The organism is Variovorax sp. IB41, from assembly GCF_016405905.1.
Taxonomy (GTDB): domain Bacteria; phylum Pseudomonadota; class Gammaproteobacteria; order Burkholderiales; family Burkholderiaceae_C; genus Variovorax.
The window spans coordinates 22,651-46,337 of record NZ_JAEFCB010000033.1; the positions used below are offsets into that span (position 1 = coordinate 22,651).

A 23,687-nucleotide genomic window follows, 5' to 3' on the forward strand; every position below is an offset into this window, starting at 1 on the left:
AACCGTTCGGGCTGAGCTTGTCGAAGCCTCGCGCAGCGCTTCGACAAGCTCAGCGTGAACGGCTTGGTTTTTATCGTTCCAAACACCCACTTGTATGAGTGATGCCCAGCGCCGCGTGCGGCAGGAGGAGCAGGTCGCCGAACTCTGCGCGGGCGTGGTGCGGGCCTTCAGCGGCGAGCGAGACCTGCACTTTCGCGGCAAGCGCTTGCACCGCGGGCGCGTGGCGCTGCCGTGGTTCGCGCCGCACCTGCATCCATCGGCCGACACCGACGACTTCGCCTCGTTCCGCGGCGTGGCCGATGGGCTCGCATTGCGGCTCACTGCTTCGGATGCGGCGCTGCATGAAAGCCTGCGCCCCGAAGAGCCCGTCGAACGCATGCTGTTCGAAATGCTCGAGCAGTTCCGCGTCGAAGCGCTCGCGCCCGAGGTCATGGCCGGCATGCGCCACAACCTGCGGCACCGCCACGAACAGTGGTCGCTCGCCTTCCACCACTCGGGCCTGACCGACACCGCGCGCGGCCTGCTGCTCTATGCGGTCGCGCAGATCTGCCGGGCGCGCGTGAGCGGCCAGCAGGTGGTGGAAGAAACCGAAGACATGCTCGAGGCCACGCGCTTCCATCTCGCCCCGCTGATCGGCCATGCGCTCGCGGGCCTGCGCCGAGATCGCGCGGACCAGGCCCCCTACGCCGTGCACGCGCTCGCCATCGCGCGCACCGTCGCCGCGATGCTGCACGAGGCCGGCGAAGAAAGCCCCGACGCGCGCGACCCGCACGTGGACGACAAGCGCAGCGTGTTCATGCTCGTGGCCGACATGGACCGCGAGATCATCGAGCGCTTCACCACCGCCGAATCGGGCCGCAGCGCGGTGATCGACGAGGCGGGCGGCACCTACCGCGTCTTCACCACCGCCTACGACCGCGAGCACGACGCGGCCACGCTCGCGCGCAAGGAAGTGCTCGCCGACCACCGCGAAAAACTCGACCGCCGCATCGCCGCGCAGGGCGTGAACATCGCGCGCCTCGCCCGAGAACTGCGCGCGCTGCTCGCGGACCCCACGCGCGACGGCTGGGACGGCGGGCAGGAAGAAGGCCTCATCGACGGCCGCCGGCTCGCGCAGCTCGTCGCTTCGCCGACCGAGCGGCGCCTCTTTCGCACCGAGCGCATGGAGCCGGTGGCCGACTGCATGGTGACTTTTCTCATCGACTGCTCGGGCTCGATGAAGGAGCACGCCGAATCGGTCGCGATGATGGTCGATGTGTTCGCGCGCGCGCTCGAGCAGGCGGGCGTGACCAGCGAGGTGCTCGGCTTCACCACCGGCGCGTGGACCGGCGGCCGCCCGCAGCGCGAGTGGGTGCGCGCGGGCAAGCCGCTGCATCCGGGCCGCCTCAACGAGCGCAGCCACCTCGTCTTCAAGGCCGCGGCCACGCCATGGCGACGCGCGCGCCCCGCGATGGCCGCGCTGCTGAAGGCCGACCTGTTCCGCGAAGGCATCGACGGCGAGGCGGTCGACTGGGCGTGCCAGCGCCTGCGCCAGCGCCCCGAGGCGCGCAAGCTGCTTCTGGTGATTTCCGACGGCTCGCCGATGGACAGCGCCACGCACCTGGCGAACGACGCGCATTACCTCGATCACCACCTGCGCGACGTGGTCGCGCGCCAGGAGCAGCGCGGCGATATCGAGATCGCGGGCATCGGCGTCGGGCTCGACCTGAGCCCGTACTACAGCCGCAGCCACGTGCTCGACCTGGCCACGTCCACCGGCAACACCATCTTTCGCGAGGTGATCGACCTCATGGCGGGGCGCCACCGGCGTTGAAGCAAGGCGGACGTAAAGGCTGAGACGTTTTGGATTACATCCAAGTCCCTGATTGACAAAGGGCGCCCATGGTTCTTACATTGGGTTCCACATCCGGGAACGGTGTTCCGATATTTGGAACACTTCTGAAAGTCTCATGGATTCCACGCTCGCCAAAGGTCTTGTCGCCATCGAATGGATGACGCGCCAGCAACGCCCCTGCCGCGTCACCGACCTGGCGCAGGCTTTCGGCATGGCGCGCAGCAACGCGCACCGCACGCTGCAGACGCTGGTCGATTGCGGCTGGGCCGTGCAGGACCCGGACACCAGCGCCTACCGGCCGAGCCTGCGCCTGTTCGAGCTGGGCGCCCTGGTGGCCGATGCGGCCGACGTCGGCGCGCTGCTGAGGCCGCACCTGGCGGCACTCGCGCAGCAGACGGGCGAGACCATCCACCTGGCGGTGCTCGACGGCGCCGAGATCGTCTACCTCGACAAGTTCGACAGCCCTCTGCCGGTGGCCGCCTACTCCCGCATCGGCGGCCGGGCCGCGGCCTACTGCGTGGCATCGGGCAAGGCGCTGCTGGCCGCGTCGGCGCCCACCGTGCCCGCGCTGCACGAGCGCTTCGGCACGCTGGCGGCCCACACGAAGAACAGCATCACCGACTTCGATGCGCTCCTTCTCGAACTCGAACGCACGCGCGCCCGCGGCTACGCGGAGAACCGCGAGGAATGGCGCCTGGGCGTCTGCGGCCTGGGCGTGCCCGTGTTCAACGCGCGCGGCGAAGCGGTCGCGGCCGTCGGCATGAGCGTGCCCTCGATCCGCTTCGCGCGCACGCAGGCGCGGGGCCTGGCCGACCGTCTCATGGCCTGCGCGCGCGATGCGAGCGTGACGCTGGGCTACCGCGCGAGCGCGCTGCCGATATCCACCACAAAGAGAAGGAGACTCGAATGACCCCGTTCCTCGCCCCCTGGCTGCGCGCCGGGCTGCTGGCCACCGCATTGCTCTCGACGCTGGCCGCGCCCTTCGCAGCGCAAGCCCAGAGCGGCAGCGACTACCCGAACAAGCCGATCCGGCTGATCGTGCCCTACCCGCCCGGCGGCGGCACCGACGTGATCGCGCGCATCGTGCAGGAGCGCTTCTCCACGCTGCTGGGCCAGCAGGTGCTGATCGACAACCGCGGCGGCGCGGCCGGCTCCATCGGCACCGAAGTCGTGGCCAAGTCCGCGCCCGACGGCTACACGGTGCTCTTCACGCTCTCCTCGCACACCATCAACCCGGCCATCTACACCAAGCTGAGCTTCGACACCGCGAAAGACTTCGCGCCGGTCGGCCTCGTGGCCTCGCTGCCGCAGATCCTGGTGGCCAACAACCAGTTCGCGCCCAACACCGTGGCCGAACTCGTGGCGCTGGCCAAGGCCAAGCCCGACAGCATTTCCTTCGCCTCGGTGGGCAACGGCTCGCCCGGGCACCTGGCGGGCGAGCTCCTGAAGCTGCGCACCGGCACGCAGATGACGCACATCCCCTACCGCGGCGGCGGCCCGGCCGTGACCGACGTGATGGGCGGGCAGGTGCCGCTCCTGTGGGTGTCGATTCCCGCGGCCGCGCAGTTCGTGAAGGCCGGCAAGCTCAAGGCGCTCGCGGTCTCCACCACCAAGCGCAGCGCCGCCTTCCCCGACGTGCCGACGATGCAGGAGGCCGGCATTCCCGACTTCGACGTGGACTCGTGGTACGCCGTGTTCGTGCCCGCCAAGACACCGCAGCCGGCCATCGACAAGCTCAACCGCGTGATCAACACCGTGGTGAAAGAGCCCGAGATCCGCGAGAAGCTGCTGGCGCAAGGCAGCGAAGGCGTGGGCGGCACGCCCGAGCAACTGGGCAAGGTCGTGACGACCGAGCTCGTGCGCTGGCAGAAGCTCGCGAAAGAAGCCCACATCAAAGTCGACTGACCGACATAGACAGACAAGCAGACAGACAGACAGCCCCATGGAAAACGCAGCCCCCTCTTCCTCCCCCATCGCCGAACTCGTGGCGCGCGCACGCGCCGCGCAGCGCATCTACGAAACCTGGTCGCAGGAACAGGTCGACACCGCCGTGGTCGCGGCCGGCTGGGCCATCATCGAGCCGGCGCGCAACCGCGAGCTGGCCGAGTTGGCCGTGGCCGACACCGGCGTGGGCAATGTCGAGGACAAGGTCCGCAAGAACTACCGCAAGACCTTCGGCCTGCTGCGCGACCTGCACGGCGCGCGCTCGGTCGGCGTGATCGGCGAAGACCCGGCGCGCGGCATCGTGGAAATCGCGCGGCCCGTGGGCGTGGTGTGCGCGGTCACGCCCTCGACCAACCCGGGCGCGACGCCGGCCAACAAGATCATCAATGCGCTCAAGGGCCGCAACGCGGTCATCGTCGCGCCCTCGCCCAAGGGCTGGTCGACGGCGGCGCGGCTCATCGAGTTCATCCACGCGGAGTTCGACCGCATCGGCGCGCCGCGCGACCTGGTGCAACTGCTGCCGCTGCCGATCAACAAGCAGGCGACGGCCGAGCTGATGCGCCTGTGCGACCTCGTGGTGGCGACCGGCTCGCAGGCCAACGTGCGCGCCGCGTACGCGAGCGGCACGCCGGCCTTCGGCGTGGGCGCGGGCAACGTGGCGGGCATCGTCGATGAAACGGCCGACGTGAACGCGGCGGCCGAGCGCATCGTGCGCTCCAAGACCTTCGACAACGCGACCAGTTGCTCGTCGGAGAACAGCCTGGTGATCGTCGATGCGGTGCGCGCCTCGATGCTCGCCGCGCTCAAGGACCGCGGTGCGGTGATGCTCGCGGCCGCGCAGAAGGCCACGCTGCAATCGCTGATGTGGCCCGAGGGCAAGCTCTCGGCCGCCGTCATCGGCCAGTCGGCGCGCACGATCGCGGAGCGCGCCGCAGAACTCGATGGCGCCAACCGCGATGGCTGGCTCGCCATCGCGGCCACCGACCCGCGCATCCTCATGGTGGCCGAAGACGGCGTGGGCCACGACCACCCGTACTCGGGCGAAAAACTCAGCCCCGTGCTCGCCATCTACGCCGCACGCGACTTCGATGAAGCCGCAGCCACGGTCGAGCGCATCTACGCCTACGAGGGCGCGGGCCACTCGGTCGGCCTGCACAGCGCCGTGCCCGAACGCGCGACGGTGCTGGGCCTCACGCTCCCGGTGTCGCGCGTGATCGTCGACCAGGCGCACTGCATCGCCACCGGCGGCAGCTTCGACAACGGCCTGCCCTTCTCGCTCTCGATGGGCTGCGGCACCTGGGGCAAGAACAACTTCTCCGACAACATGAACTACCGGCACTACCTGAACATCACGCGCGTGTCGCGGCCGATTCCGGAGAGGGTGCCGAGCGAGGACGAAATCTTCGGCGCGTACTTCGCCCGGCACGGAGCGAAATGAGCGGCGAGACGGCCTCGGCCTCCACCGTCCATGCGCTGATCGAGCGCCAGGCGGCGCTGCAGCCGCACGCGGTGTACGCCCGCAGCACCGAGAGCGAGCGCCACGTCACTTACGGCGAACTCGCGCGCGGCTGCCGTCGCGTGGCGGGTGTGCTGGCGCGGCACGGCGCAACGCCCGGCGAGACGGTTTCCGTCGTCATGCCCAACGGCCTGCAGACGCTGCGCCTGCTACTGGGCGCGATGCACGCGGGCTACTGCGTGAACCCGGTCAACCTGCTGTCGCAGCCCGAGCAGATGCGCTACGTGCTCGCGCACTCCGACTGCCGCGTGGTCTGCGTGGCGCCCGAGTGGGAAGCGCGTGTGCGCGAGTTGGTGCAGGCCTTCGAGCGCCCGGTGACGGTGATCGTGGTCGATCCGGAAGCCGAGACGCTGCCCGGCGAAACCGACGCCACGGTCGATGCGTCGCCGCCGGCACCCGATGCCGTCGCGCTGCTGATGTACACCTCCGGCACCACCGGCATGCCCAAGGGCGTGATGCTCTCGCAGCGCAACCTCGCGGCCAATGCGCACGCCATCAGCGCCGAGCACGCGCTCAAGCCCGCGGACCGCGTGCTCGCGGTGCTGCCGCTCTATCACATCAATGCCTTCGCCGTGACCATGCTCGCGCCGCTCGCGCACGGCGGCAGCCTTGCGATGCCGCCGAAGTTCTCGGCTGGCCGCTTCTGGGAACAGGCGACGCTCACGCAGTGCAGCTGGATCAACGTGGTGCCCACGATGATCTCGTACCTGCTCGAAGGCACGAAGCCGCCGCTCGCGCAGACGCTGGCCATCCGCTTCTGCCGCTCGGCCTCGGCGGCGCTGCCGCCCGAGCACCACCGCGCGTTCGAGCAGATGTTCGGCATCGGCATCGTCGAGACCATGGGCCTGACCGAAACGGCCGCGCCCTCGTTCTCCAACCCCATGGACCCGGCCGCGCGCAAGCTCGGATCGGTGGGCCGTGCCTCGGGCTGCATGGCCGGCGTGGTCGATGCGCAGCTGGCGGCCGTGCCCGACGGCACGACCGGCGAACTGGTGATCCGCGGGCCGAACGTGATGCTCGGCTACTACAAGAACGACGAAGCCACGCGCGCGAGCTTCACGCCCGACGGGTGGCTGCGCACCGGCGACCTCGGCCACCGCGATGCGGACGGCTTCTTCTTCGTCACCGGCCGCATCAAGGAGCTGATCATCAAGGGCGGCGAGAACATCGCCCCGCGCGAGGTCGACGAGGCGCTGCTGCAGCACCCCGCCGTGCTGGAGGCCGCGGCCGTGGGCGTGCCCGACCGCCACTACGGCCAGGAGATCGGCGTGTGCATCGTGCTGCGCGAAGGCTGCGCCTGCACCGAGGACGAGCTGCGCGCCTTCAGCGCCACCGCGCTCGGCCGCTACAAGACGCCGGGCCACTACCGCTTCGTCACCGACCTGCCGCGCGGGCCTTCGGGCAAGGTGCAGCGCCTGAAGCTGCTGCCGCTCTTCGAGGGATGACGGCGGCTGAGTTGCTCGTGCCGCCGCTCGCGCCGGCCCTGCTTGCCTACAGCCTGTGTGTGGTGTTCGCAGCCGGCATCGTGCGCGGCTTCGCGGGCTTCGGTTTCTCGGCGATCACGGTGGCGGGCCTGTCGCTGGTGGTGTCGCCCGCGCTCGTGGTGCCGGCCATCTTCATGCTCGAAATTCTCGCGAGCCTGAGCCAGCTGCGCGGCATCGCGCGCGATGTCGACATGCCCTGGCTCAGCTGGCTGATGGTGGGCAACCTCCTTTGCATTCCGCTCGGCGTGGCGCTGCTTGCATGGCTGCCCGAGACGCCGCTGCGCCTTCTGATCGGCGCGCTGCTGATGGCCGCTGCGCTGCTGCTGCGCGGCGGCGCGCACGTCACGCTCGTGCCCACGCGCGGCGTGCGGCTCGCGGCGGGGCTGGCCTCGGGCTTCATCAACGGCGTGGCGGCCATCGGCGGCATCGCCATCGCGGTGCTGCTGAGCACCGCGAAGATGGCGCCCGCCGCGCTGCGCGCGACGCTCATCGCGCTGCTGCTGTTCAGCGACGTGGTGTCGCTCGTCGCCGCCGCGCTCATGCCTTCGTCCGCGCATGGATCGGGCAACCTGCTGGGGCCGAACACGCTCAAGTGGGCGGTGTGGCTCGCGCCCGCGATGCTCGCGGGGATCTGGTGGGGGCAGCGCTCGTTCAAGGGCGTGTCGCCCGAGCAGTTCAGGAAGCACGTGCTGAACCTGCTGATCGCGCTGGCCACCGTGAGCGTGCTGCGCTCGCTCCTGAGCCTGCTGGGCTGACTGCGGCAGGCGCGCGCCCTTCTTGCGCCCCGCTTTCGGCGCGGGCCTTCGGGCGGCGCGACGCCAGCGCCGGCATCGCCCGGGCTATGCTCGGCGCCACATGCCGCAGTCCGACACCTCCGCATCCTCGCCCTGGCGCGCCGCACTGGCCATCGGCGCGCTGGCCCTGTGGCTCGCGGTGCCCGCCAGCGCGTCGGCCGCAGCGTGCCTGGACACCGCCACCAACGTTCCACCACCCTCCCGCGCGCTCGCGATGGCCGCCTTCGCCCAGCAGGAGCACCAGGCCTTCGGCGCGCAGACCATGGACGCCGAGGGCCGCCTCACCTACGCAGGCGCCTGGGAGGCCGAGGACTTCCGCGCCACCGCACAAGACCTCGCGCCCTGGCAGCGCGTGCTCGGCTACTGGAAGGCGACCGGCGTGCGCCTTCGCGGCACCGACCCCGATGCGGCACCCGACGCATCGGAGCCGCAGTCCATCGACGCCGCATTGAGCCGCGCCGCAGTGATCGATGCGCCGTGGTCCGCCGCCTTCATCAGCTGGCTCGCGCAGCGCGCCGGCCTCGGTGCGGACGAATTCGTTTTCTCCGAAGCGCATGCGGACTACGCGGGTGCCGCGTGGCGCGCCGGCATCGAGGAAGCGGCAGGCCGCGCGACCCGCTACGCGATGCGCGCCTGCGACCTCATGCGCACGCCGCCGCGCGTGGGCGACCTCGTCTGCCAGGCGCGCGGCACCGGCGCGGGCTACGACACCTTCGAGCGCATCGGCGAGGTGCTGGCCGCGCGCCCCACGGGCGGCGAGGCGCTGCCCATGCATTGCGATGTGGTGGTGGGCGTGGATGCCACGGGCTTCGACACCGTGGGCGGCAACGTGATCCAGTCGGTCACCCTGCGGCGCCTGGCGTTCGCGCCCGGCACGCGGCTGCTGGATCCGAGCTACCGGCCCGAGGGATGCACGCCCGGCGCGGCCGGCTGCATCGACCGCCACATGAGCCGCCAGCCGTGGTCGCTGTTGCTGCAGTGGCGTTGAGGAACTGGGGGGCTGAGGACTGGCCTCAGCGGTAGTACGCCTCGACCGTGCCCTTGAGTTTGAGCAGCAGCGGGTAGCCCTTGCGGTCCACCGCCTTGCCTGCCGGCACCTTGATCCAGCCTTCGCTGATGCAGTACTCCTCCACGTCCAGCCGCTCCTTGCCGTTGAAGCGGATGCCGATGGGGAATTCGAAGACGGCCGCCACGTGGTGCGGGCTGCGCGCATCGGTGCAGAGACGGTCGGGAAGGGGCGGACGGGTTGTTTCTTCGGTCATGGGAGTCTGTGGTTCGGGAACGACCCGAATGATAAGGACCTCGGTACCGGCGGCTTTTTTACGCCGCTTTTTAAAGCCGCTTTTTCCAGGGCTTGGGCGGCGGCTTCGGCCCCGCACCGAGGGCGGCGCGCGCGAGCGCATCGGCCTCGCCATTGCGATGGCGCGGAATCCATTGCACGCGGGCTTCGTCGAACGTGCCGAGCAGTGCGCGCGCGTCGTCGTAGAGCGGCGCCAGCCGCGCGATCGGCCGCGCATCGGCCGCGCCGAGCTGCTCGACCAGGATGCTGTTGTCGCTGTACGCCAGCACGGCGCTGGCGCCGCGGTCGCGCGCTTCCTGCAGCGCGAGCGTGAGCGCGCGCAGCTCGGCTTCGTTGTTGCACCCGGTCGTGTGCGTGGCCAGCGACAGCGTGTGACGCGTGCCGTCGGGCTGCGTGATGACCGCGCCGATGCCCATGCGGCCCGGGTTGGGCATGGCGCTGCCGTCGCAATGGATGGTCCAGTGGCGCGGGTGTACGGACGCTGCGGCAGGCGCGGGAAGGGTCATGGAATGGGAAGCGTGGCCTCTCGGCCTGCCGGTCTTCAGCAGTTGCCGCGCTTGATGCCCGCGAGGTTCTGGCACGGCCGCTGCCCGGGCGGCGGCCCCGGATCGCTCACGCGGGGCGGACGGTTGGCGTGGCGCTGCGGTCCGTCGTAGTAAGGATCGGGCCCGAGGATGTACACCGGCGGGTCGGTCGGCGGCGCCTCGGCGACGGGGTTGCGCGGGATGATGGCCGGGCCCGACGGCGCGGTGACCGGCGGTGGCGTGTAGGTCGGCTGCCGAGACGCCTCGGCCTGCGGCCTCGGCATGGGAACCGGCGGCGGCGGCGTCTCGTCGATCGCCACCTGCCGCGACTGCTTGCTGTCCGACGGGCACTTGCCGTCGGTGTACGAGATCTTCCCGTTGGCATCGGTGCAACGCACCACGTCCGCATTCGCGGCCAGCGCGGCGAACAGGAGCGGGATGAGGACGAGGGAGGTGCGCATGAGGCGGTTCTAACAGATTGCGCGCTATTTCCCAATCGGCGGCGGCGCTGTCGTATCGTTGCGGGTGCTGCGATTTTCGCCCTCCCCCCACGCCCGCCATGCGCCCTGCCAATCTCCTTGAAGTTGCCCTTGCGGACCTGCCGCGCAGCGCGGGCTCGCCCCTGTTCGAGCGGCTGCGCGCATCGGTCGGCCAGGTGATCCGTCGCGCACCGCCCCTGCAAGAAGCCGCGCGCTGGCACACGCACACCATCGGCGGCGCCGAGCGACGCTTTGCGCAGCCCATCACCTTCACGCCGTATGCATCGGTGCGGCCCTGCTCGGCGCGCTGCAGCTTCTGCTCGGAGAACCTGCGCAAGACCGAGGGCGGAACGCCAGCCTCGCGGCTGCGGCCCGCGACTGATTACTTCGATGGCCTCTCGCATGCGTTGCGCGCCCTGCGCGGCGTGCCGCTCTCGTGGTCGCTCTCGGGTCTGGAGACGAGCGACGATGCCGACTGGATGCTTCGGCTCCTGGCCACGTTGACCGCGAGCGAAAGCGACGGCCCGGTCATCGAAGACCGCGTGCTCTACACCAACGGCGCCGGCTTCGCCGCACCGCAGGGCGAGGTGCTGCGGCACGCGCTGCAGAGCTTCGGCCTGAGCTGGCTGGAGCTGTCCCGCCATCACCACGACGGCGCCATCAACCAGTCCATCATGCGGTTCCGCCCCGAGATAACGATCGGCGACCAGACCGTGTTCGAACGCACCGCGCGGCACCTGGCCGATGCCCTTCCACTGCGCCTCGTGTGCATCCTGCAGCGCGGCGGCGTCGCGCAACCACAGGACGTGGCCGCCTACCTCGCATGGGCGCGAGAGTGCGGCGCCGGCACCGTCGTCTTCCGCGAGTTCTCGCGCCTGGACGACGGCTACCGCGACAACGCCACCGCGCGCTACCTGCGCGCCGAGCGCGTGTCGATGGACGCGCTGCTGACCGCCTGCCTCGACGACCGCGAGGTCTCGCGCGGATGGGCCCTCGAAAGCCTCACCGAGGGCTACTACTTCTGGAACCTGCGCCTGTGCACCGCGAGCGGGCTGAACGTCGTCTTCGAGAGCGCCGACTACGGCGCCATGCACGAACGCCACGCGACCGGCGATATCTACAAGCTCGTCTACTTCGCGGACGGCCAGCTGTGCGCCGGCTGGGAGCCGGGGCACGACGTGCTGCTAGACACCCGCACCGAACAGGGCTTGGTCCATGCCTAGCCACAGCTGGTTGATGCTCGACCACGAATCGCCGCGCTACCGGCTGCCCGACGACCTGCGCGCACGCGACCCGATGGCCGGGCGCGATTGCGGATGGGTCGAGCAGATGCTGCCCTTCGTGCGGCAGTTCTCGCAACCGGGCGAGACGGTGTTCGATCCGTTCGCGGGCTTCGGCACGACCTTGCTGGCGGCGCGTCTCGAAGGCCGGTTGGCCTCAGGCTGCGAGGTCGATGCAGGCCGCATCGGCCTCATCCGCGAGCGGCTCGCGCGCCATGAACTCGCGCAGGGTACGACGCTCCTGCACGGCTCCTGCGATGCGCTCGACGGCGTGCCGCCCTTCGACCTGTGCCTCACCAACGTGCCCTACTTCGGCTGCCGCTGGCCCGGTGCGCCCGCGGCTTCGCAGCTCTACGACAGCCAAAGCTACGCGCAACACCTCGACGGCCTGCGCGATGTTTTCTACCGCGTCCGCGCGGGCCTGCGCGAAGGCGGCGCCTGCATCGCGATGGTGGAGAACATCCGCCTCGGCGACCGCGTGCTGCCCCTCGCTTTCGACCTCGCGCGCATCCTGGGTTCGCTCTTCGTCATGGAAGAAGAGCGCGTGCTCATCTACCCGCACGCGAGCGAAGAAACCGATGCCGATGCCCGCACCGACCGGCGCCACGAATACGCACTGGTCTTCCGCAAACAGCGCGAGCGCATCGACCTGCAAGCCACCGCCGAGCTGCTCGACGCCCTGCGCGCACAAGGCCATGCCTTCACGCTGCTCGGCAGCTTCGCGCGATGGCAGCAAGACCCGCAAGGCACACCCCCCGCAGACGCCGACATCCGCGCAGACGCCGACCCGCAGCGCCTGAACGCCCTGCTGCAATGGCTGCGCGACCACGGCTTTGCACTGACGAGCTGGGGCGACCCCGTCGCCCTGCCCCTTCACCTGGACAGCTACCGCGGCCGCTACTACTTCCGCGCCGACCGCATCGACAGCCGCGGCGCCCTCGTCAGGCTGGACATCTGCTACGAGCAATGAGCCACGCGTTCGATCGCCGCAGCGCTTGATCGCCCCGCACAACGACAGCGCCCGGCGTGCGCAGGGCATCGGGTGCTCCCCGCAGCGAAATCAAGGAGGAGGCCGCAGGCCGGGGGACATTCGCGGAGGGGAGCACCCGATGCCCTGCGCACGCGCCCCGAACCGTCGAACCGCCACTCAAAGCAACCCGCTCATCTTCCCCGCAGCCGCCTTCAGCGCATCGATGCGCTTGACTGCATCCTCCATCGACATCCGCGCCGTAGGCGCATGCACAGCAAGCGCCGCGCGCACCTCGCCCGCCGCATCGCGCACCGGCACGGCCACCGCCACGAGCCCCGCGATGAACTCCTCGCGATCGCGCGAATAGCCCCGCTTGGCGATCTCATCGCACTCGGCACGCAGCGCATCGGCCTTGGTGATGGTGTTGGCCGTCATGCGTTCGAGCGGCAGGTTGTCGATGAACGCATCGCGCGCCGCCTTGGGCATCTGCGCGAGAAAAAGCTTGCCGCTCGCGGTGCAGTGCAACGGCACGTGCGAGCCCACGTCGAGCGTGAGCCGCAGCGGCCACTGCGCCTCGACGCGGTCGAGGTACAGCACCTGCGCACCGTCGAGCGTGGTGAGGTTGCAGGTCTCGCCCACCTTGCGCACGAGCTCGGACAGCACCTCGTGCCGCAACCCCCGCACCACACCGTGGTTCAGCGTATCGAACGCGAGTTTGCGCAATGCAGGCCCGACGCTGAACGAGCGCTCGTCCACATCGCGCGCGAGGAACCCCGTCGCCAGCAATTGCGTGCAGATGCGATGCGCCGTGCCCTTGGGCAACCCGAGCTGCGCGGCCAGTTCGGCGAGCGTGAGCGCGCGGCCTTCATTGGCCAGCAGCGCCAGCAACCGCAGGCTGCGCTCGGCAGACGAACCGGAGGCCGACTCCTCGACGGCAGGCACCGCAGGAGGGGCGGGAATCACTTCAACAGGCGCGCGCGCGGCTCGTGGCATGCGGGTAAACCTTAAAAATGGAACATTGCGTTCCGAAAAACAATAACCTAGGATGCGGCGGATCGGAAGCGATTGTTCCACTCCCCGGGTGCCTTGCATGCGTGATGAAGAGTTCGACTACATCGTCGTCGGCGCCGGATCGGCCGGCTGCGTGCTGGCGGGCCGGCTGAGCGAAGACCCCGCCACGCGCGTGCTGCTGCTGGAAGCCGGCCCGCCCGACCGGTCGCTCTGGATCCATTTGCCCATCGGCTACGGCAAGACCATGTGGAGCCCCACCTACAACTGGCGCTTCGAGACCGACCCCGACCCCAACATGAACGGCCGCCGCATCTACTGGCCGCGCGGCAAGACACTGGGCGGATCGAGCGCGATCAACGGCCTCATCTACATCCGCGGCCAGCGCGAGGACTACGACCACTGGGCCGCGCTCGGCAACGCGGGCTGGGGCTACGACGACGTGCTGCCCTACTTCATCAAGTCCGAAGGCAACCAGCGCGGCGGCGATGCCTTCCACGGCGGCGACGGGCCGCTGAAGGTGTCGAACATCGCAGCGAAGCACGAGCTCATCGAGGCCTTCATCGGCGGCGCGCAGCAGACCGGCGTGCCGCGCACCGAAGACTTCAACGGCGCTGCGCAGGAAGGCGCGGGCTACTACCAGCTGACCACGCACAAGGGCTGGCGCTGCAGCACCGCGAAGGCCTACCTCACGCCCGCGAAGCACCGCCCGAACCTGCGCATCGAGACGGATGCGCTCGCGGGCAAGCTCGTGTTCGAAGGCCGCCGCGCGGTCGGCATCACCTACCGCCAAGGCGGCGAACTGAAGACCGCGCGCTGCCGCGCCGAGGTGCTGCTCTCGGCCGGCTCGATCCAGTCGCCGCAGCTCCTGCAGCTCTCGGGCATCGGGCCGCGCGCGCTGCTCGATCGCTTCGGCGTTCCGGTGGTGCACGAACTCGCGGGCGTCGGCGAGAACCTGCAAGACCACCTGCAGATCCGCCTCGGCTACGAGTGCACCAAGCCCATCACCACCAACGACCAGCTCAACTCCTGGGGCGGGCAGATCGGCATGGGCATGGAGTGGCTCATGCACCGCACCGGCCCGCTGGCCGTGGGCATCAACCAGGGCGGCTGCTTCATGCGCGCGCTGAAGGACGAGCGCGGCAACCCCGTCGCCGCGACGCCCGACATCCAGTTCCACGTCGCCACGCTCTCGGCCGACATGGCCGGCGGCAAGGTGCATCCGTACTCGGGCTTCACGATGTCGGTGTGCCAGCTGCGGCCCGAGTCGCGCGGACACATTCGCATCCGCTCGCTCGATGCCGCCGAGCCGCCGGAGATGCAGCCCAACTACCTGGCCACCGAACTTGATCGCGCGACCACCGTGGCCGGCGTGAAGGCCGCGCGCGCCATCGCCGATGCGCCCGCAATGCGCCCCTACGTGAAGCGCGAAGTGAAGCCCGGCCCCGCGGCCGCGAGCGACGAAGACCTGCTCGAGTTCTGCCGCAACAACGGCGCCACGATCTTCCACCCCACCGGCACCTGCCGCATGGGGAGCGATGCGCTCGCGGTCGTCGATGCGCGCCTTCGCGTGCACGGCATCGCGGGCCTTCGGGTCATCGATTGCTCGGCGATGCCGACGCTGGTGTCGGGCAACACCAACGGACCCGCCGTGATGATGGCCGAGAAGGCCGTCGACATGATCAGAGAGGACGCCAGGGCGAACTGAAAAAAGCCCGAAGAAAGAGGCCCGGAGAGGCCACCGCGACAGACAACAACTCATTGGAGACAAACACATGAGCGCAACCGACGAGAAAGCGATTCGCAGGGTGGTCATCTCCGCCCTGGTGGGCGCCACCATCGAGTGGTACGACTTCTTTTTGTACGGCGTGGTGGCCGGCATCGTGTTCAGCAAGCTGTACTTTCCGGGCAGCGACCCGGTGGTGTCGGTGCTGCTGGCCTACACCACCTTCGCGGTGGGCTTCGTCACGCGGCCGCTGGGCGGCGTGATCTTCGGCCACTTCGGCGACAAGATCGGCCGCAAGAGCATGCTCATCATCACGCTGATGATCATGGGCGTGGCCACCTTCCTCATCGGCCTCGTGCCCACCTATGCGCAGATCGGCATCGCGGCGCCCGTGCTGCTGTTGCTGCTTCGCGTGGCGCAGGGCATCGGCCTGGGCGGCGAATGGGGCGGCGCGGTGCTCATGGCGTACGAGTACGCGCCCAAGGACAAGCGCGGCTTCTACGCATCGCTGCCGCAGATCGGGCTGGCCATTGGCCTGTGCCTCGCGTCGGGCGTGGTGGCGCTCCTGTCGTCGCTGCTCACCGACGAGCAGTTCATGGCGTGGGGCTGGCGCATCGCGTTTCTCATCTCGGGCGTGATGGTGCTGGTGGGCATGTACATCCGCCTGCACGTGCAGGAGACGCCCGAGTTCGCGGCCGTGAAGGCGCGCAACGCGGAACTGCGCATTCCGTTCATGGACATGATCCGCCGCTACCCGGGCAATGTGCTCAAGGGCATGGGCGCGCGCTACATCGACGGCGTGTTCTTCAACATCTTCGGCGTGTTCTCGATCAACTACCTCACCAGCACCATCAAGATCAGCCGCACCGATGCGCTGCTGGGAGTGATGGCGGCGGCGATCGTGATGATCTTCTTCATCCCCTTCTTCGGCCGGCTCTCCGACAAGATGGGGCGCGGCAAGGTCTACATGTGGGGGTCGCTCATCACCGCCGTATCGGCCTTCCCCGGCTTCTGGCTCATGACGCACAGCGGGGGCAATGTGCTGCTGGTGTGGCTCGCGATCATCGTGCCCTTCGGCATTTTGTATGCCTCGGTGTACGGGCCCGAGGCGGCGCTGTTCTGTGACCTCTTCGATGCGAAGGTGCGCTACACGGGCATCAGCTTCGTCTACCAGTTCTCGGGCATCTTCGCCTCGGGCATCACGCCGATCATCGCGACCGCATTGCTCAAATCGGGCGGCGGCGAGCCGTGGCAGATCTGCATGTACGTGCTGTTCGCGGGGGCAGTGTCGGCGCTGTGCGCCTGGATGATCGGGCGCAGCCCATCACCCGCTGATGCCGTCGATGCGCCCGGAGCGGTCGCATCGCGTTGATTCAGTTCAGCCGCCTCAGCCGGCTGGTGCGGGCTGCGGCGGCGCTGCCGGCGTGAGCCCGTAGCGCGACATCACCGCGACCAGCGCCGCCCGGTCGGGCGGCCCGCCCGCATTGACCACGGCCGCGACCTCCCGGAAGTACGCCGCGCCGATGTCCGGCGTCAGCACGACCAGGGCGCGCGCCGTTTGCGATCCGACGTTGCGAAAGCCGTGCACCGAGCCGCGCGGCGTCGACATCCATTCGCCGGGCTGGAGTTCGCGCGTTTGCGCATCGACCGAATAGGTGACCGAACCCTCCACGACGTAGAAGAACTCTTCGTTGTCCCGGTGGCTGTGCGGCGGCGGCACGTTGGCGCCCGGCGGCAGCGTGAGCTCGAAGACGCCCAGGCCACCGGTGGCGGTGCCATCGACCAGGTAGCGGATTTCCAGCTGGCCCGCCTTGATCACTTCGCTGCTGCTGCTCATGTGCGTTTCCTTCGTTGATGCCGAGGCCGGGACTCTAGGGCGTTCCGGGGAAAAGATAAATCCCCATCCATAACCTCAGACGACGAAGCGGCCGCGCTACTTCAGCCGGTAGCTGAGCTTGCGCCCGCCGCTGACGGTGGAGTCCAGCCCCACCCATTCGCCCTGCTGCGAGTACCACACGTCGATGGGCTGGGCCGGCGTCGCGATGCGCCAGCGCGTGGCCGCCACTTGCTGGCCGCGCACCTCCACCGTGCCGCTGCCCGCGCGGCTGACCTGCACCGCTTCGAGCTTGCCGTTCTGCGCGTTGAGCAGCCGCTCCTGCTGGCGGATGCCCGGGTGCCAGTAGGCGAAGCTCATCACGCAGCCATCGACCGACTGCGTGCCCTTGGGCCCGGCGACCGACAGGCCCCCGTCGCCGGCCGCATCGGCATTCACCTTCTCGGGCGTGCCGTCGTCATCGGTCTTGGAGGTCAGCTGCCGCAGGCAATCGCCGCGCCAGAGCTCGGTGGCCGAGTGGCGGTAGCGGTACACCGTGAGGCCCAGCAGCTTGACCGCGAACGAGGCTTCGCTCGCGAGCTTGCGCTCGTCGCCGTTCGCGCTGACGGCGGTGAGCACGAAGCGGTGCTCGCCGATGGGCGCGTCGTCCAGCAACACGCGGAAGTTCCAGTCGCCGCTGCCGGGGCCGGTTGCAAAGGCGGCGCCGCACCAGAGCGCGGCCAGCAAGAGGAGCGTTTTCTTCATGTGGGTTTGCGATGGTTGCCGCGCACCGGTCCGGGCACGAAGGCGTTGGTGCGCGCGATGTAGTCGCGGTAGGCGGGGCGGCGTTCGCCGATGTCGGCTTCGAGCATGCGAACGCCAGAGACGCGCAACAACAGCCAGGTCATGAGGATGGGCGAGACGATGGTCCACGCGCCACCGAAGCCCGCGCCCGCCACCGCGATGAGCCACAGGCCCCACCAGACGCAGGCCTCGCCGAAGTAGTTGGGGTGGCGCGTGTAGCGCCAGAGCCCGCGGTCCATCACCTTGCCTTCGTTCGCGGAATCGGCCTTGAAGCGGCCCATCTGCGCATCGCCGACGGCTTCGAAGAAGAGGCCGAAAAACCCGAGCGCGATGCCGGCGATGTCGAGCCACCCGAGCGGCTGCACCGCCGCCATGCCCGGCAGGAACGGCGCGGAAACAATCCATGCGAGCACCGCCTGCAGCGCGAACACGAGGTACAGGCTCTTGAACGCGAAGCCCGGCTGGTTGCGCGCGCGAATGGCCTGGTAGCGGCGGTCTTCGCCATGCCCCCAGTTGCGCCAGGTGATGTAGAGGCAAAGCCGCACCGCCCACGCCGCGCCCAGCACCGCCATGCACAGCCCACGCGGCGTATGCCCCGGCAGCAGCGCGAAGTAGACAAGCCCCGCGCCCACGATGCAGACGGGCCACACGCGGTCCACGAGGCTCACGTCATGGCGCGCGAGGCTGGCGAGCCAGGTGAGGACGACGACCAGCGCGGTCCATGCCAATCCTGCGAATGCGATGCCGGTCGCTCCCGCTGTCATGCGCGGCGCTCGAAGAGGTAGTGGCTGACCCACCAGCGCTGCCCGCCATCGAAGCCGAACAGCTCCGCCACCGACATGAAGAACAGCCGCCAGCGCGTCCACCACACGTTGGCCTCCGCGCCGTAGGTGGCCTTGAACAGCGGGCGCAGCTCGTCGCGGCGCGCGTCCATGTTGCGCAACCACGCCTCGGCCGTGCGCTGGTAGTGGCTGCCCTCCCAACGCCAGCGGCGCAGGAGGCGCAGGTCGTCCTGGCAGTGCAGCGCGAGATCGTCGCTGGGCATCATGCCGCCGGAGAAGAAGTACTTGCTCATCCAGTCGCTCGCATCGCGCACTTCGAACGGGTACGGCGCCTCGCGGTGCGCGAAGACGTGCATGAAGAAGCGGCCCTCAGGCTTGAGCCAGCGCGCGACATTCGCGAAGGCCTGCGGCCAGTTGCGCAGGTGCTCGAACATCTCGACGGAGACGATGCGGTCGAAACGCTCGTCTGTGTCGAAGGCGTTGATGTCGCGGGTCAGCACGCGCACGTTGGCCAGGCCCCGCTGCGCGGCCTGGGCTTCGATGTATTCGCGTTGGGAATTGGAGTTGGAAAGCGCCGTGACCCAGCTGTTCGGGTACTTCTCGGCCATCCACAACGTGAGGGAGCCCCAGCCGCAGCCCAGCTCGAGGATGTCCTGGCCGTCGATGAGGCCGGCGCGTTCGCAGGTGGCTGTGAGGGCGGCGGACTCGGCTTGCTCCAGCGTCTGCGTGCCTTCTGGCCAGTAGCAGCTGCTGTATTTGCGATGGTTGCCCAGGACCTGGGCGAAGAAGGCGGCGGGGACTTCGTAGTGCTGTTCGTTGGCTTTCTCGGGGAGCGGCGCGAGGTTCGACGAGCGCATCTGGGTGAGGAAAGCCTGGGTCAAGTCGGCGATGGCCAGGGGGTTGCCGGCTTGCAGCTCGGTGAGGCGGTCCTTCAGGAGGCGGCGGATGCCTCGGCGGAGGAAGGGGTCGGGGATGAGGCCTTTTTCTGCCCAGTGGAGGGCGGAGGTGAGGTTCTGCGGCATGGGGGGTTCTCCTCGGCGGGCACGGTGGAAGGGTGTGCGGTTGGGAGATGTACGCAGTGGGATGAGGTTTGGATGAGCTCAAAGCGTCTGGTCGGTCGTGACCATGAGTTCAACCTCGACGAGCCAGGTTGCGGCTTCTGCATCGCAAGCCCCCGTTGGCCGCCACTCGTTGCGATTCGCCTATTTCTCCCCCCGCCCCTTCCCCTTCTTCTCCTCCCCCGTCCCAAACCCGATAGCCCGCTTCGGCGGATCATCCGGCACCGTCAGCGCCTTGATCGCCTCGAACACCTGCAGCAGCTGGTTGCGCGTATTCCGGCTGAAAGCGTCCTGCCGCATATCGATCTGCTCGGTCTTCTGCTCCAGCTCGCTCAGGCGCTTGGCCAGGTCCTGGTGCGTGGCGATCAGCGCGCGCACGCGCACGAAGGTGCGCATGATCTCGATGTTCACCGCGATCGCGCGGGGGCTGCCGAGCACCGACGACAGCATCGCCACGCCCTGCTCGGTGAACACATACGGCGCCGTGCGGCGGCCGCCGCGGCCGGGGTTTGAGGTCACGATTTGTGACCTCAAAGCCGCCCACTCCTTGGGCGAGAGCTGGAACATGAAGTCGGCCGGAAAGCGCTCGGCATTGCGCTTGACCGCCTGCACCAGCACCTTGGTCTGCACGTCGTAGAGCACCGCGAGGTCGGAGTCCAGCATCACGCGCTGTTCGCGCAGCGAGAGGATGCGGCTTTCGATGCGGGGCTGCAGCGGCGCGTCGGAGGGTACTTCGCTCATGAGGTGCGTGGCATCGGTTGGATGGAAGGGTCGCAAAGGCCATCGACATTCTGAATGACGATGCCCTCGTTCCCAAGCGTGTGCGTCGCCTTTGACTTTTCCGTTCTTCAATCAAGCAAATTCCAAAAAAATCACGATGTCTCCCGCAGATATTTGACAAAGGCATTCGACATCAACTGCAATTTCATGCCCCGCTGTACCGTTGGCCCAGGAGCATTGGCAATTTTCGCAACAATCGAAAATTCCAGCTTCTTGACTGTGCGATCGCGACAAAAAATGCGATCGTCTACTACGGGCCATCGGGGAGAAATAATGAAACCATTGAATTATTGCGCGCCAGAAGAAATTTCCTATCCGAAGTGGACATCCTTCAATGCTTTGATATGGAAAATTGGCGGAGGCGCACCATCACTTAATAAATACAAAGACAGCTGGATTGTTTTCAATCGCCAAAGAATTATCAGTTCAGCAAATCGCCACAATATTTCGCCGCAGCTTTTAGCAAGCGTCGCCTGGATTGAGGTTGGCGGAAAGCCGGATGGGTGGAAGGACTATGCGTACTTTCTCAGGGCCATCGACTGGAGCGGCTCGGATTGGGCGAACCGCCACCTGACCATCTTCAGCAAATCACCGCTCGAAACCTCCTTCGGCGGGGTGAGCATTCAACTGCGAGCCGTCGCAAAAGAACTGGACATGGACCCTGCGACGCTGAGCTTTGGAGATTCGCTGCGCATCATTTCGTGCCTGAAGAAAGATGCCTTCAATCTGGACATCGTGGCGAAACACCTGCATGGCTTGATTCTTTACGACTACCCGGACGTCGACACTGCCAACCTGTCCGATGAGCAATTCATTGTTGCGGGCTCGCGCTATAACAGAGGAATTCGGCGGGCCTTGGGGGAGATCATCAACTCAAATCGCCAAGCGCCCGGAAATCCAGCAAGAATTTATTCCTCGTACGGTCGGACCATGCTGCGGCACAAACAGCATATTGCCTACCTTCTCAAGAATTACTGACAATGCGCAAAATTCTCTTTGCCTTGGGAACGATTTATTCCGCCTTATGCATCTTGCTGATTTTCGGTCTGCCGAGAAACAGATACGAATGGATGCTGGACGACCCCGCGCTGCGAGCAGATTCAATCACTTTCTGTACGCTGCCGCTCGATGACGGCGAAGGATCGTCCGAAGTCATTTCATTTGTATTTCTGATTCCATTTCTGGTGGCGGCAATTGCGCTTTCGGTGCGGCAGCGAAAGATCCACCTCTCTGTCTGGGCAGGGCTCGCGCTCGTCGCCATCTGGATGCTGCGCTTCTATGTTTTTTCCCCGAGCTGCCCGGGGCGGGAGACGTTCTAGGACTCACGGCGAGGAGGCAGGCGCTTGGGGCCACCGATTGCGACCTCCAAGCAGCCTCCTCGGACGGACGCTGCCCTTGCCTTCAAGAAGCAGGCAGCGCGCCCCCGCTCAACGCCACGCGCAGCGCCTGCATCGTGGCATCCGCGGCCCCGATGCGCCGCTGCAGTTCTTCATTGACGAGCGCCATCAGCGCGCTGATTTCCGTGCGGTCCGGCGCGGTGTCTTCCGCATCACGCGGGTGCTGCGGACCGATGAATTTTTCGAGACACGCATAGGCGCGCTGCACGACGTGAAGCGCTTCGACGTCATCGCATGCTTGCAGCGCGAGCGATTGCGCATTGGGGGTTTCGAGAGATCCGGGGAACGAAGGGACGTGAGCCATCAATGGCCTCCAGGCAGTTCAGTTTGTATAAACCGCCGCACCCAACGCCAATTGAGGGCGGCAGCTCGAACAGGTTGGCGTACCGGGAACTGCTTGCGCAAACCGGCGAGCCTCGCGGCTCCCTGCTCGAGCCGCCAAAACTGGAGGCACGAACGAAGAAAGCCGCAGGTCTCTGCGGAGGAATCTGCGGCTTTCGTCGCAGCAGTTACTCGGGACGCCAATCCCGATCACGCCTGTTTTTGACGTGACGGGCGCAGTATAGCCACGCACCACAGCAAGATCAGCCCCGCGCTGACATCGCCAGGCCCGCAACCGCCCGACCCTTCCAGCACCTCCCATCGACACGTGCCCATGCGCAATCTCATCGTGGTCCTCGGCGACCAGCTCAGCCCCACCAGCGTCGCGCTCGAAGGCTTCGACGCCACGCAAGACCGCGTGTGGATGGCCGAGGTGCGCGAGGAGTCCGAGCATGTGCCGAGCACCAAGATGCGCACGGCCATCTTCCTGTCCGCGATGCGCCACTTCGCCGAGGCCATCGCCGCGCGCGGCCTGCCCATCGATTACTTGAAGCTGGGCACGCACGAGTTCGCATCGATCGAATCGGCGCTCGCGCACGCGCTGGCGCACCACCGCCCGCGCGCGGTCGTGATGATCGAGGCGGGCGAATGGCGGCTCGAACAGGCGATCGCCAAGGTCTGCGAGGCGGCACAGGTGCGCCTGGTGGTGCGCGACGACCTGCACTTCATGGCCTCGCGCGCCGAGTTCGCCGAGCACGCGCACGGGCAGCGCCGCCTCGTGATGGAAGACTTCTACCGCCGCATGCGGCTCAAGCACCAGGTGCTGCTCGATGCGCGCGGCGAGCCCGAAGGCGGGCAGTGGAACTTCGACCACGACAACCGCAACGCGTTCGGCCGCAACGGTCCGGGCATGCTGCCGCCGCCGCCCTTCTTCGCACCCGACGCCATCACGCGCGAGGTGCTCGCGGATGTCGAAACGCATTTCGGCGACCACTACGGCAGCGCCGCGCAGTTCGACTGGCCGGTCACGCGCGAGCAGGCGCTCGTGGCGATGAACGATTTCATGGCCCACAGGCTGCAGGACTTCGGCCGCTTCCAGGACGCGATGTGGACCGACGAGCCGGTGCTCTATCACGGCCTGTTGTCGTCATCGCTGAACCTGAAGCTGCTCGACCCGCGCGAGGTGATCGCTGCGGCCGTCGCACAGTGGCGCGCGGGCGCCGCGCCGCTGGAGTCGGTCGAGGGCTTCGTGCGGCAGATCCTCGGATGGCGCGAGTTCATGCGCGGCGTGTACTGGTGGCGCATGCCCAAGCTGCTCGATGCCAACGCGCTGGACCACCACGAAGACCTGCCCGCGTGGTACTGGACGGGCGAGGTCGGCATGAACTGCATGAAGCAGGCCGTCGGCCAGACCTTGCAGCGCGGCCACGCGCACCACATCCAGCGGCTGATGGTCACGGGCAACTTCGCGCTCACCTTCGGCGTTGCGCCCGCGCAGGTGCATGCGTGGTACCTGTCGGTGTATGTCGATGCGGTGGAGTGGGCGGAGCTGCCGAACACGGTGGGCATGTCGCTCTACGCCGACGGCGCACGCTTCGTGACCAAGCCCTACGCCGCAGGCGGCGCCTACATCCGCCGCATGAGCAACTACTGCGACGGCTGCCGCTACAAGCCGGGCACGCGCAGCGGCGAAGGCGCATGCCCGATGACGGTGATGTACTGGGACTTCGTCGCGCGCCACGCGCGCATGCTCGAGAACAATCCGCGCACGAACGTGATGACGCAGAACCTGCGCAGGCTCAGTGCCGAGGAGCTCGCGGCGATTCGGGGCACTGCGCAGCGGATGCGCCAGCGGCCGGAGTTGCTGTAGGCA

General features: G+C 67.9%; 24 protein-coding genes. 14 read left to right on the forward strand and 10 right to left on the reverse strand.

The window, feature by feature from the left end:
- The first annotated feature begins 94 nt into the window (after positions 1-94).
- The 7 genes from JC881_RS31340 to JC881_RS31370 all read left to right on the forward strand — a co-directional run bounded on the left by JC881_RS31340 (position 95) and on the right by JC881_RS31370 (position 8,560).
- Positions 95-1,813 (forward strand): cobaltochelatase CobT-related protein, encoded by a 1,719-nt coding sequence (locus JC881_RS31340; RefSeq protein WP_198789662.1) that lies wholly within the window; start codon positions 95-97, stop codon positions 1,811-1,813.
- A gap of 136 nt (positions 1,814-1,949) precedes the next feature.
- Complete coding sequence (locus JC881_RS31345) at positions 1,950-2,744, forward strand: IclR family transcriptional regulator (protein WP_198789663.1); 795 nt, start codon at positions 1,950-1,952, stop codon at positions 2,742-2,744.
- Positions 2,741-3,739 (forward strand): tripartite tricarboxylate transporter substrate binding protein, encoded by a 999-nt coding sequence (locus JC881_RS31350; protein WP_198789664.1) that lies wholly within the window; start codon positions 2,741-2,743, stop codon positions 3,737-3,739. The genes JC881_RS31345 and JC881_RS31350 overlap by 4 nt, the downstream gene beginning before the upstream one ends.
- A gap of 37 nt (positions 3,740-3,776) precedes the next feature.
- Positions 3,777-5,216, forward strand: a complete 1,440-nt coding sequence (gene sauS / locus JC881_RS31355; RefSeq protein WP_198789665.1) for an acylating sulfoacetaldehyde dehydrogenase — start codon at positions 3,777-3,779, stop codon at positions 5,214-5,216.
- The gene (locus tag JC881_RS31360; RefSeq protein ID WP_198789666.1) at positions 5,213-6,739 is read left to right on the forward strand and encodes an AMP-binding protein; all 1,527 of its coding nucleotides are present in this window, start codon (positions 5,213-5,215) and stop codon (positions 6,737-6,739) included. Before sauS ends, JC881_RS31360 begins: the two co-directional genes overlap by 4 nt.
- Positions 6,736-7,533, forward strand: a complete 798-nt coding sequence (locus JC881_RS31365; protein WP_198789667.1) for a sulfite exporter TauE/SafE family protein — start codon at positions 6,736-6,738, stop codon at positions 7,531-7,533. The genes JC881_RS31360 and JC881_RS31365 overlap by 4 nt, the downstream gene beginning before the upstream one ends.
- A gap of 100 nt (positions 7,534-7,633) precedes the next feature.
- Positions 7,634-8,560 carry a DUF2272 domain-containing protein gene (locus JC881_RS31370; RefSeq protein ID WP_233102151.1) on the forward strand — a complete coding sequence of 309 codons (927 nt, stop codon included), beginning with the start codon at positions 7,634-7,636 and terminating at the stop codon, positions 8,558-8,560.
- Positions 8,561-8,585: 25 nt separating this feature from the next.
- Here JC881_RS31370 and JC881_RS31375 read toward each other — a convergent pair whose 3' ends face one another.
- The 3 genes from JC881_RS31375 to JC881_RS31385 all read right to left on the reverse strand — a co-directional run bounded on the left by JC881_RS31375 (position 8,586) and on the right by JC881_RS31385 (position 9,857).
- Complete coding sequence (locus JC881_RS31375; protein ID WP_093437225.1) at positions 8,586-8,834, reverse strand: DUF3297 family protein; 249 nt, start codon at positions 8,832-8,834, stop codon at positions 8,586-8,588.
- A 70-nt stretch (positions 8,835-8,904) separates the two neighbouring features.
- Positions 8,905-9,378, reverse strand: coding sequence for a ribonuclease HI family protein (locus tag JC881_RS31380; protein ID WP_198789668.1), 474 nt, complete (start codon positions 9,376-9,378; stop codon positions 8,905-8,907).
- Between the two features lie 35 nt (positions 9,379-9,413).
- Positions 9,414-9,857 (reverse strand): DUF4124 domain-containing protein, encoded by a 444-nt coding sequence (locus tag JC881_RS31385; RefSeq protein WP_198789669.1) that lies wholly within the window; start codon positions 9,855-9,857, stop codon positions 9,414-9,416.
- A 98-nt stretch (positions 9,858-9,955) separates the two neighbouring features.
- Between JC881_RS31385 and JC881_RS31390 the strand changes: the two genes are divergently transcribed.
- Together JC881_RS31390 and JC881_RS31395 are read left to right on the forward strand one after the other, a co-directional pair.
- A complete protein-coding gene (locus JC881_RS31390) occupies positions 9,956-11,098 on the forward strand; it encodes a hypothetical protein (protein ID WP_198789670.1) in 1,143 nt (380 codons plus the stop codon).
- Entirely contained in the window at positions 11,091-12,125 is a 1,035-nt protein-coding gene (locus JC881_RS31395) for a DNA methyltransferase (protein WP_198789671.1), read from the forward strand. Before JC881_RS31390 ends, JC881_RS31395 begins: the two co-directional genes overlap by 8 nt.
- Positions 12,126-12,302: 177 nt before the next feature.
- Here JC881_RS31395 and JC881_RS31400 read toward each other — a convergent pair whose 3' ends face one another.
- Positions 12,303-13,118: an IclR family transcriptional regulator gene (locus tag JC881_RS31400; RefSeq protein WP_198789672.1), complete on the reverse strand. Its 816-nt coding sequence runs from the start codon at positions 13,116-13,118 to the stop codon at positions 12,303-12,305.
- A 97-nt stretch (positions 13,119-13,215) separates the two neighbouring features.
- Between JC881_RS31400 and JC881_RS31405 the strand changes: the two genes are divergently transcribed.
- Entirely contained in the window at positions 13,216-14,841 is a 1,626-nt protein-coding gene (locus JC881_RS31405; RefSeq protein ID WP_198789673.1) for a GMC family oxidoreductase, read from the forward strand.
- 67 nt (positions 14,842-14,908) lie between these two features.
- Positions 14,909-16,231 carry an MFS transporter gene (locus tag JC881_RS31410; protein WP_198789674.1) on the forward strand — a complete coding sequence of 441 codons (1,323 nt, stop codon included), beginning with the start codon at positions 14,909-14,911 and terminating at the stop codon, positions 16,229-16,231.
- 15 nt (positions 16,232-16,246) lie between these two features.
- On the opposite strand, the gene JC881_RS31415 is transcribed toward JC881_RS31410, so the two are convergent.
- The 5 genes from JC881_RS31415 to JC881_RS31435 all read right to left on the reverse strand — a co-directional run bounded on the left by JC881_RS31415 (position 16,247) and on the right by JC881_RS31435 (position 20,057).
- The gene (locus tag JC881_RS31415) at positions 16,247-16,696 is read right to left on the reverse strand and encodes a cupin domain-containing protein (protein WP_198789675.1); all 450 of its coding nucleotides are present in this window, start codon (positions 16,694-16,696) and stop codon (positions 16,247-16,249) included.
- 96 nt (positions 16,697-16,792) lie between these two features.
- Positions 16,793-17,437 carry a DUF6134 family protein gene (locus tag JC881_RS31420; protein ID WP_198789676.1) on the reverse strand — a complete coding sequence of 215 codons (645 nt, stop codon included), beginning with the start codon at positions 17,435-17,437 and terminating at the stop codon, positions 16,793-16,795.
- The gene (locus tag JC881_RS31425) at positions 17,434-18,240 is read right to left on the reverse strand and encodes a DUF1295 domain-containing protein (RefSeq protein ID WP_198789677.1); all 807 of its coding nucleotides are present in this window, start codon (positions 18,238-18,240) and stop codon (positions 17,434-17,436) included. Before JC881_RS31425 ends, JC881_RS31420 begins: the two co-directional genes overlap by 4 nt.
- Positions 18,237-19,280, reverse strand: coding sequence for an SAM-dependent methyltransferase (locus tag JC881_RS31430; RefSeq protein WP_198789678.1), 1,044 nt, complete (start codon positions 19,278-19,280; stop codon positions 18,237-18,239). The genes JC881_RS31425 and JC881_RS31430 overlap by 4 nt, the downstream gene beginning before the upstream one ends.
- A gap of 180 nt (positions 19,281-19,460) precedes the next feature.
- Entirely contained in the window at positions 19,461-20,057 is a 597-nt protein-coding gene (locus JC881_RS31435) for an ORF6N domain-containing protein (RefSeq protein ID WP_198789679.1), read from the reverse strand.
- 312 nt (positions 20,058-20,369) lie between these two features.
- On the opposite strand from JC881_RS31435, the gene JC881_RS31440 reads away from it, so the two are divergent.
- Both JC881_RS31440 and JC881_RS31445 read left to right on the forward strand, forming a co-directional pair.
- Positions 20,370-21,074, forward strand: coding sequence for a hypothetical protein (locus JC881_RS31440; protein ID WP_198789680.1), 705 nt, complete (start codon positions 20,370-20,372; stop codon positions 21,072-21,074).
- A gap of 2 nt (positions 21,075-21,076) precedes the next feature.
- The gene (locus JC881_RS31445) at positions 21,077-21,415 is read left to right on the forward strand and encodes a DUF2645 family protein (RefSeq protein WP_198789681.1); all 339 of its coding nucleotides are present in this window, start codon (positions 21,077-21,079) and stop codon (positions 21,413-21,415) included.
- An 82-nt stretch (positions 21,416-21,497) separates the two neighbouring features.
- Here the strand turns inward: JC881_RS31445 and JC881_RS31450 are convergent, their stop codons facing one another.
- A complete protein-coding gene (locus tag JC881_RS31450; RefSeq protein WP_198789682.1) occupies positions 21,498-21,797 on the reverse strand; it encodes a hypothetical protein in 300 nt (99 codons plus the stop codon).
- A gap of 351 nt (positions 21,798-22,148) precedes the next feature.
- Here JC881_RS31450 and JC881_RS31455 point away from each other — a divergent pair, with 351 nt between their 5' ends.
- The gene (locus JC881_RS31455) at positions 22,149-23,684 is read left to right on the forward strand and encodes a cryptochrome/photolyase family protein (protein ID WP_198789683.1); all 1,536 of its coding nucleotides are present in this window, start codon (positions 22,149-22,151) and stop codon (positions 23,682-23,684) included.
- The last annotated feature ends 3 nt before the right edge of the window (positions 23,685-23,687 follow it).

Coding starts and splice junctions, on each gene's coding strand:
- JC881_RS31395 (WP_198789671.1), top strand. CDS start 11,091: ATGCCTAGCCACAGCTGGTTGATGCTCGACCACGAATCGCCGCGCTAC.
- JC881_RS31435 (WP_198789679.1), bottom strand. CDS start 20,057: ATGAGCGAAGTACCCTCCGACGCGCCGCTGCAGCCCCGCATCGAAAGC.
- sauS (WP_198789665.1), top strand. CDS start 3,777: ATGGAAAACGCAGCCCCCTCTTCCTCCCCCATCGCCGAACTCGTGGCG.
- JC881_RS31340 (WP_198789662.1), top strand. CDS start 95: ATGAGTGATGCCCAGCGCCGCGTGCGGCAGGAGGAGCAGGTCGCCGAA.
- JC881_RS31425 (WP_198789677.1), bottom strand. CDS start 18,240: ATGACAGCGGGAGCGACCGGCATCGCATTCGCAGGATTGGCATGGACC.
- JC881_RS31360 (WP_198789666.1), top strand. CDS start 5,213: ATGAGCGGCGAGACGGCCTCGGCCTCCACCGTCCATGCGCTGATCGAG.
- JC881_RS31410 (WP_198789674.1), top strand. CDS start 14,909: ATGAGCGCAACCGACGAGAAAGCGATTCGCAGGGTGGTCATCTCCGCC.
- JC881_RS31400 (WP_198789672.1), bottom strand. CDS start 13,118: ATGCCACGAGCCGCGCGCGCGCCTGTTGAAGTGATTCCCGCCCCTCCT.
- JC881_RS31445 (WP_198789681.1), top strand. CDS start 21,077: ATGCGCAAAATTCTCTTTGCCTTGGGAACGATTTATTCCGCCTTATGC.
- JC881_RS31390 (WP_198789670.1), top strand. CDS start 9,956: ATGCGCCCTGCCAATCTCCTTGAAGTTGCCCTTGCGGACCTGCCGCGC.
- JC881_RS31405 (WP_198789673.1), top strand. CDS start 13,216: ATGCGTGATGAAGAGTTCGACTACATCGTCGTCGGCGCCGGATCGGCC.
- JC881_RS31375 (WP_093437225.1), bottom strand. CDS start 8,834: ATGACCGAAGAAACAACCCGTCCGCCCCTTCCCGACCGTCTCTGCACC.
- JC881_RS31365 (WP_198789667.1), top strand. CDS start 6,736: ATGACGGCGGCTGAGTTGCTCGTGCCGCCGCTCGCGCCGGCCCTGCTT.
- JC881_RS31430 (WP_198789678.1), bottom strand. CDS start 19,280: ATGCCGCAGAACCTCACCTCCGCCCTCCACTGGGCAGAAAAAGGCCTC.
- JC881_RS31455 (WP_198789683.1), top strand. CDS start 22,149: ATGCGCAATCTCATCGTGGTCCTCGGCGACCAGCTCAGCCCCACCAGC.
- JC881_RS31385 (WP_198789669.1), bottom strand. CDS start 9,857: ATGCGCACCTCCCTCGTCCTCATCCCGCTCCTGTTCGCCGCGCTGGCC.
- JC881_RS31420 (WP_198789676.1), bottom strand. CDS start 17,437: ATGAAGAAAACGCTCCTCTTGCTGGCCGCGCTCTGGTGCGGCGCCGCC.
- JC881_RS31370 (WP_233102151.1), top strand. CDS start 7,634: ATGCCGCAGTCCGACACCTCCGCATCCTCGCCCTGGCGCGCCGCACTG.
- JC881_RS31350 (WP_198789664.1), top strand. CDS start 2,741: ATGACCCCGTTCCTCGCCCCCTGGCTGCGCGCCGGGCTGCTGGCCACC.
- JC881_RS31450 (WP_198789682.1), bottom strand. CDS start 21,797: ATGGCTCACGTCCCTTCGTTCCCCGGATCTCTCGAAACCCCCAATGCG.
- JC881_RS31440 (WP_198789680.1), top strand. CDS start 20,370: ATGAAACCATTGAATTATTGCGCGCCAGAAGAAATTTCCTATCCGAAG.
- JC881_RS31345 (WP_198789663.1), top strand. CDS start 1,950: ATGGATTCCACGCTCGCCAAAGGTCTTGTCGCCATCGAATGGATGACG.
- JC881_RS31415 (WP_198789675.1), bottom strand. CDS start 16,696: ATGAGCAGCAGCAGCGAAGTGATCAAGGCGGGCCAGCTGGAAATCCGC.
- JC881_RS31380 (WP_198789668.1), bottom strand. CDS start 9,378: ATGACCCTTCCCGCGCCTGCCGCAGCGTCCGTACACCCGCGCCACTGG.